The sequence below is a fragment of the Citrobacter sp. TBCS-15 genome, from assembly GCF_005280815.1.
Classification (GTDB): domain Bacteria; phylum Pseudomonadota; class Gammaproteobacteria; order Enterobacterales; family Enterobacteriaceae; genus Citrobacter; species Citrobacter werkmanii.
Genome location: NZ_SZWK01000313.1, coordinates 434,684 through 441,575, shown reverse-complemented (window position 1 = coordinate 441,575; position 6,892 = coordinate 434,684). Strand labels below are relative to the sequence as shown.

Below are 6,892 nucleotides of genomic sequence, written 5' to 3'. Positions count from 1 at the left end.
GAGCACTGGCTGCGCCCACCGCCAACATACCGCTCAGAAAACGGCGGCGAGACGGGTTAAAATCATGAATATCCATACATTTTCCTTAATTTTTGTTAGATTCAGACACATCGCTGGCATGGGTCTGGAGGTATTTCAACAACGTACGTTCTTCCACCGGATTAAGTCGGTAATAGGTGGACATCGCTTTCAATCCGGCGATCCAGCCGTTGGCGGTATATCGGGTCGTAGGAGGAGTGCTATGACAGGCGCTACAGGTGGATTGCAGCATTTGATCCGAATATTCCCAGATCGGTGCAATATCGTTGATAAGCCCCTGAGCAGAGGTCCAGGCGGTCACACTCACCTGCTGCCATTGCTGGTGTGAGTCAGGATCGACCTGAGTTTGCAGCACTTTGACGTTAGCCATCAGAGAGTCATCCAGCACGGCCGAGAACACACGCTTACCCATATACTGGGTTATCACCCGCCCGCGTCCTTTGCTTTCACGCCAGCCCGTCAGTTCAAGCTGCACGTTGCTGCCCTCTTTTTGCAGCACTTTGACCTCGGTGGCAGGAAATAACAGCGCTTTACCTGCGGGGCTTCCGGCCGTTGCCGTCAGTGCTTTTTCGCTTAACGAGAACAGCATGCTCGCATTCGATAAAGACGCTCCCTGCTGCTGCAACTGCTTATAGCGATCGCGGAAACCGCTGCTCATATCGGGTTTGTGATGGGCAATACCTTTATGGCAATCAATACAGTTGCTGTCTTTTGCCGCCGCCGCGGTCATTTGCGCCGCCGCATTCGCAGATTGTTTGCCGTGATCCATCGCCTCATAGCTGTGGCAAGATTTACATGCCGCCGAATTGTTAGCGCTCATTCGCGCCCACTCTCGCTGGGCCAATTCCGCTCGTTTTGCGGCAAATTTTTCCGGGGTATCAATCGAAGGAGAGATAAAGGTGTGGTAGAGGTCGTTTAAGGCTTCCGTTTTACGAACCAGCGTCGGGACGATCCCTGGCGGAATATGACAATCCTTACACTCAGCACGCACGCCAGAAGCATTGCGAAAATGCACGCTGGTTTTATATTCCTCTCCTGATGTGCGCATCGAGTGACACGATAAACAAAATTCGGTGGTACTGGTGTAATGAACGCCTTGCCACGTTCCCCAAATTGCCAGGGCCATTGCTACTGCCCCGACGAATGCGCACCACAGTGCGTTCTTTTTTATCCACGACATGCTTGCCTCCATTTTTTTAATAGCGACACGCTAAGCGATCATAAAAATCAAAAATAGAGACAGCAAAAGCAGCTTATAGGAACAGCATCTACTCTATGAGGTGCATCAAAGCGGAAAGAAGAGAAGCTCGTAATATAGTGCGTATATATACATAAGGAATTTCTCATGCTAACACTGACTCTCGATCGAGAAAGCCGTACCCCGCTGCAATTGCAGATATTTCAATTTTATTTCCAGGCCATTCAGCGCGGTGATTTGCTTTGTGGAGATAAACTTCCCTCTATTCGCGAGCAGGCGCAGGTATTAAACGTTGCCAAAATAACGGTCGTGATGGCCTATGATAAGCTCATGGCCGCGGGATTAATTAAGAGTCGACAAGGTATCGGCTACGAGGTCATCTTCACCACACCTGTACGCACAACGCCAGCAATCGTGCCCGTCGCGCAGGGTTCCCCGCCGATGAAACCTAAAGCGGCTGGGATCCCCACCGATGTTTATGTAGAGCCTGGACGAGAGTGCTATTGTCAAATGAGCGTTCCCGATCCCAATGCTTTTCCCTGGTCAAGTTGGCGCAAATGGAATAACGCCCCCAGCATCCTCAAGGAACAATTATTTACCCGATATCATTCACCAAATGGATTATTTTCACTGCGTGAACAATTGGTCAGATATCTTAATTTATCTCGCGGTATTAATACTCGAGCAGAGAACATCATTATTACTAACGGGATTCAGGAAGGACTATCACTGCTCACTCAACTCTTTATTAACCATCATACTTTCAGTCAGCAAAAAAAGTGCCATATTGTAACCGAGTCCCCTTGTTATTCGGGTGCCTGGCATCTGTTTAATTATTACGGCGCAGACATTACGCCAATTGCCGTCGATAACCACGGACTGCAAACAGATAATTTACCGGAATATGCCACCCAGCTTTGTTATGTTACTCCAGCGCATCAGTATCCGCTGGGTAGCGTCCTGTCACTGGAGCGGCGTCAGGCATTATTAACATGGGCGCAGCGCGTCGGCGCTTACATTATTGAAGACGATTACGATGCCGTTTTTACCTATGGAGAAAATCCCCTTCCCGCGCTGAAAGCCATGGATTATCACAACCGGGTTATCTATATGGGGACATTTTCCAAAACACTGGGACCAGGAGGACGTCTTGGCTATCTGATTTGCCCTGACGAACTGCTTCCGGCCGTACAGAATATGAAAGCGCTCAACAACAACGGGAGCCAGTGGTTGTTGCAGCAATTTTTGGCCGAATTAATGCAAAATCAGGTGTTTTATACGCATATCAGCAAGCTGGCCTGCAATTATGCGGCACGTCTTACGCTATTACGCGACGGCCTGTCCGCGTTGTTTCCGGAAGGGAAAATCGCTGGTGCAACGGCAGGTCTGCACCTCTCTTTACGCATTGCCTGGTCCCCCGAAACTATCGCCAGGCTGCAACAACGCTGCCTGCTGGCCGGGATTCGTTTTGATACCCTGCCAGATATAGAGAATGGATCAGAATCCGCATGGCGTAAGGAGAACAGCGATGGAGTCATGTTTTTTGGTTTTGGTGGATTGCAGATACAGCAGATAAAAAGAGTTCTGGCAGTACTGGAACAGGCGCTATCGCAGCCTTGATGGATTACAGGGATCGAGCCTGCCGCTCAATCCCTGTTGTTCGCCTTACAGCAGATCGCGAAACTGCGTTTGTTTCAGCGCCAGCTCAACGCCACGGACTTCCGCCAGGCCTTTCAGACGACCAATCGCAGAGTAGCCCGGGTTGGTTTTCTTATGCAAATCATCAAGCATCTGGTGCCCGTGATCGGGGCGCATCGGGATTGGACGTAGATCGCCCGCCTGTTTACGACGCTGCTCTTCGCTCAGAATCGCCGCCACCACCGATACCATATCCACATCACCCTGCAAATGCGCACCTTCGTGGAAGGTTTTCGGGTTATCTTCACGGCAAGTTGAACGCAGATGCGTGAAGTGAATACGATCGCCAAAAGTTTCAATCATTTTCACCAGATCGTTATCGGCGCGTACGCCGTAGGAGCCGGTGCACATGGTGAAACCGTTATTGATGCTGTCGACGGTGTCTTTCAGCCACTGCATATCTTCAATGGTCGAAACGATGCGCGGCAGGCCGAGGATGGGACGCGGCGGATCGTCCGGGTGTACGGCCAGACGCACGCCGACTTCTTCTGCCACTGGCACTATCGCCCGCAGGAATACCGCCATGTTATTGCGCAAATCGTCTTTACTGATGCCGTCATATTCAGCAAGGCGCGCACGGAACTGATCCAGGGTATATCCCTCTTCGGCACCGGGTAGACCTGCAATAATATTGCGCGTCAGTTTTTCAATATCGGCTTCGCTCATGGCATTGAAATAGTCCAGCGCCTGGCGTTGTTCTTCCGGGGTGTAATCTGCTTCGGCCCCAGAACGTTTGAGGATATACAGCTCAAAGGCAGCAAAAGCGATCTGGTCAAAACGCAGCGCTTTGGAGCCGTCCGGCAACTGATATTCGAGGTCAGTACGCGTCCAGTCGAGGATCGGCATGAAGTTATAGCACACGGTATCGATGCCGCAGGTCGCCAGATTACGGATACTCTGCTGATAGTTAGCAATCCACGTTTGATACTGACCAGAGTGCGTTTTGATATCTTCGTGGACGGGGATACTTTCCACCACTGACCAGGTCAGCCCTTTTTCAGCAAGAATAGCCTGCCGCTTTTTAATCTCTTCTACCGGCCAGACTTCACCGTTGGCAATGTGGTGCAAGGCGGTCACAACACCCGTTGCGCCAGCCTGACGCACATCATCAAGCGATACTGGATCGTTAGGTCCGTACCAACGCCAGGTTTGTTCCATTGTTTCACCTCACAAGTTGTTATACCAAATTAAACTCACTTAATGACGACTACCATACAGGCATCTGGGCGAGGATCAACGAATCCGCGATGATTGGTTGATCCAGCTCACATTCCCCGGATAAATGAGGCACACCAATTCAATTTGCTGTCATATAACTTTATACTGCTATTGTTAATTAATGGTTAATCAGGTGTATTGAATGAAAACTATTGCCTCAGCGCCGCTCGCGAAAAATGTCATGATGCCGCAGTACGATCGCCAACAATTAAAAACGCGGATTGTGCATTTTGGTTTCGGTGCTTTTCACCGCGCCCATCAGGCATTACTGACCGACCGGGTACTGAATGCACAGGGTGGGGACTGGGGAATTTGCGAAATAAGTCTATTCAGCGGCGATAGGCTAATGAGTCAGCTTCGCGAGCAGGATCATTTATTTACCGTGTTAGAAAAAGGGGCGAATGGTAACCAACCGATTGTTATTGGCTCCGTCAAAGAATGCCTGAACGCCACGCTGGATTCACTGGCGGCCATTATCGAAAAATTCTGTGAACCTCAGGTGGCGATTGTCTCGTTAACCATTACGGAAAAAGGCTACTGCATCGATCCGGCAACAGGCTCGCTGGATCTTTCTCATCCACGCATTGTTCATGATCTACAGACTCCGGCTGAACCACACTCCGCACCCGGTATTATTGTTGAAGCGCTGCACCGCCGACGTGAACGCGGGCTGCAGCCTTTTACCGTCCTCTCCTGCGATAATATCCCGGACAATGGCCATGTGGTAAAAAACGCCGTACTGGGAATGGCGGAGAAACGCTCACTTGAGCTGGCACACTGGATCCAGGAACATGTCAGCTTCCCGGGTACCATGGTGGACAGGATTGTTCCTGCCGCTACCGAAGAGTCACTGGCTGAAATCGCCCGCGAGCTGGGAGTGGCCGATCCCTGCGCAATCAGTTGTGAGCCCTTTATCCAGTGGGTGATTGAAGACAATTTTGTGTGTGGTCGTCCGCAGTGGGAAACCGCCGGCGTACAAATGGTTGAAAACGTTCTGCCGTGGGAACAAATGAAACTGCGGATGCTGAACGGTAGTCATTCGTTTCTCGCGTATCTCGGCTATCTGGCTGGGTTTCAGCACATCAGCGACTGCATGCAGGACAGTGCATTTCGTGAAGCCGCCTACCGCCTGATGCTCAACGAACAGGCACCTACGCTGCAAATCACCGATGTTGATTTAGACCAGTATGCCGCTAACCTGCTGGAGCGCTTTGCCAACCCGGCGCTGAAGCATAAAACCTGGCAAATCGCGATGGATGGTAGCCAAAAATTACCCCAGCGTATGCTGGAAGGGATCCGCGTACATTTAGCACGGCGCAGCGAGTGGCCGCTGCTGGCGCTTGGCGTCGCAGGCTGGATGCGTTACGTGAGCGGAGTGGATGATTCAGGTGCGGCCATTGATATTCGCGATCCATTGAGCGAGAAAATCGGCGCGCTTGTGGAGCAGAGTACAGACTCAGAACGCGTCAGCGCCCTACTTTCTCTGCATGAGATTTTCGCCACCGATCTCGTACAGAATCCGCAGTTTGTTGCGGCTATTCAGCTCGCCTGGCAACGTATTGCCCAATATGGTGCGCATCAGGCTGTCATTGAGACGTTAAAAAGTTAACGATTTCTGCCATTAATCAGGACGAAGCGCGTCTTCGTCCTCTCACCCCTTCTCTTTTTCCCCGTTTTTCGCCAGGATTGTTAAATGCCATTACGGCAATTTATGATTCTGGAGTAAATGTGACTAAAACCAATCTCATCACCGGTTTTCTCGGCAGTGGCAAAACCACCTCTATTCTTCATTTATTGGCAAACAAAGATCCCGCAGAGAAGTGGGCCGTACTGGTCAATGAGTTTGGCGAAGTAGGTATTGATGGCGCCCTGTTAGCCGACAGCGGCGCATTGCTGAAAGAGATCCCCGGCGGCTGTATGTGCTGTGTTAACGGTCTGCCAATGCAGGTTGGCCTCAATACGTTGTTGCGTCAGGGAAAACCCGACCGACTACTCATTGAACCTACCGGTCTCGGACATCCCAAACAGATTCTGGATTTACTCACTGCGCCGGTTTACGAACCGTGGATCGATTTGCGCGCGACCCTTTGTATTCTTGATCCTCGCCAGCTACTGGATGAAAAAAGCGTCGCCAATGACAATTTCCGCGATCAGCTGGCTGCCGCCGATATCATCGTCGCCAACAAAGCCGACCGCGCCACAACGGAAAGCGAAAACGCCCTGCAAACCTGGTGGCAGCACTATGGCGGCAATCGTCAGTTGGTTCATGCCGATCATGGAAATATTGCTGGCCAATTACTGGATTTGCCCCGACTAAACCTGGCGCAGCTTCCCGCAAGCGCCGAGCACGCCCATAGTCATGCTGACAAAAAAGGGCTGGCGGCGTTAAGTTTGCCCGCACAACAGCGCTGGCGTCGCAGCCTGAACAGCGGTCAGGGTCATCAGGCCTGCGGCTGGATTTTTGACGCCGATACGGTGTTCGATACCATCGGCCTGCTGGAATGGTCGCGCCTTGCCCCCGTAGGGCGTGTAAAAGGAGTCATGCGTATAAAAGAGGGTCTGGTGCGCATTAACCGTCAGGGAGAGGACTGGCATATTGAGACGCAAAACGTCGCTCCGCCGGATAGCCGTATTGAACTCATCTCCGATACTGACACCGACTGGAATACGTTACAGAGCGCATTGTTGAGACTTCGTTTAGACGGTAGCGCGTAAGGTTGCCTTCGTTTTATAGCAATG

The 6,892-nt window shown here is 51.3% G+C and carries 6 protein-coding genes; 3 read left to right on the top strand and 3 right to left on the bottom strand.

Annotated elements, in window-relative coordinates:
- A partial coding sequence (locus FDW96_RS26355) for a twin-arginine translocation signal domain-containing protein (protein ID WP_373562183.1) occupies nt 1-76 on the bottom strand: 76 nt, incomplete at its 3' end.
- Between the two features lie 9 nt (nt 77-85).
- Nucleotides 86-1,219, bottom strand: coding sequence for a pentaheme c-type cytochrome TorC (gene torC / locus FDW96_RS24965; protein ID WP_137366495.1), 1,134 nt, complete (start codon nt 1,217-1,219; stop codon nt 86-88).
- A gap of 165 nt (nt 1,220-1,384) precedes the next feature.
- On the opposite strand from torC, the gene FDW96_RS24960 reads away from it, so the two are divergent.
- Nucleotides 1,385-2,857 carry a PLP-dependent aminotransferase family protein gene (locus FDW96_RS24960; RefSeq protein WP_079223410.1) on the top strand — a complete coding sequence of 491 codons (1,473 nt, stop codon included), beginning with the start codon at nt 1,385-1,387 and terminating at the stop codon, nt 2,855-2,857.
- A 45-nt stretch (nt 2,858-2,902) separates the two neighbouring features.
- On the opposite strand, the gene uxuA is transcribed toward FDW96_RS24960, so the two are convergent.
- Nucleotides 2,903-4,093, bottom strand: coding sequence for a mannonate dehydratase (gene uxuA / locus FDW96_RS24955; RefSeq protein WP_137366494.1), 1,191 nt, complete (start codon nt 4,091-4,093; stop codon nt 2,903-2,905).
- A 202-nt stretch (nt 4,094-4,295) separates the two neighbouring features.
- Here uxuA and FDW96_RS24950 point away from each other — a divergent pair, with 202 nt between their 5' ends.
- A complete protein-coding gene (locus FDW96_RS24950; protein WP_042307268.1) occupies nt 4,296-5,762 on the top strand; it encodes a mannitol dehydrogenase family protein in 1,467 nt (488 codons plus the stop codon).
- 119 nt (nt 5,763-5,881) lie between these two features.
- Complete coding sequence (locus FDW96_RS24945) at nt 5,882-6,868, top strand: GTP-binding protein (protein WP_042307267.1); 987 nt, start codon at nt 5,882-5,884, stop codon at nt 6,866-6,868.
- Nucleotides 6,869-6,892: the final 24 nt, after the last annotated feature.

Excerpts from the sequence above, each read along its gene's own strand:
- torC (WP_137366495.1), bottom strand. The coding sequence starts at position 1,219 with ATGTCGTGGATAAAAAAGAACGCACTGTGGTGCGCATTCGTCGGGGCA.
- FDW96_RS24960 (WP_079223410.1), top strand. The coding sequence starts at position 1,385 with ATGCTAACACTGACTCTCGATCGAGAAAGCCGTACCCCGCTGCAATTG.
- uxuA (WP_137366494.1), bottom strand. The coding sequence starts at position 4,093 with ATGGAACAAACCTGGCGTTGGTACGGACCTAACGATCCAGTATCGCTT.
- FDW96_RS24950 (WP_042307268.1), top strand. The coding sequence starts at position 4,296 with ATGAAAACTATTGCCTCAGCGCCGCTCGCGAAAAATGTCATGATGCCG.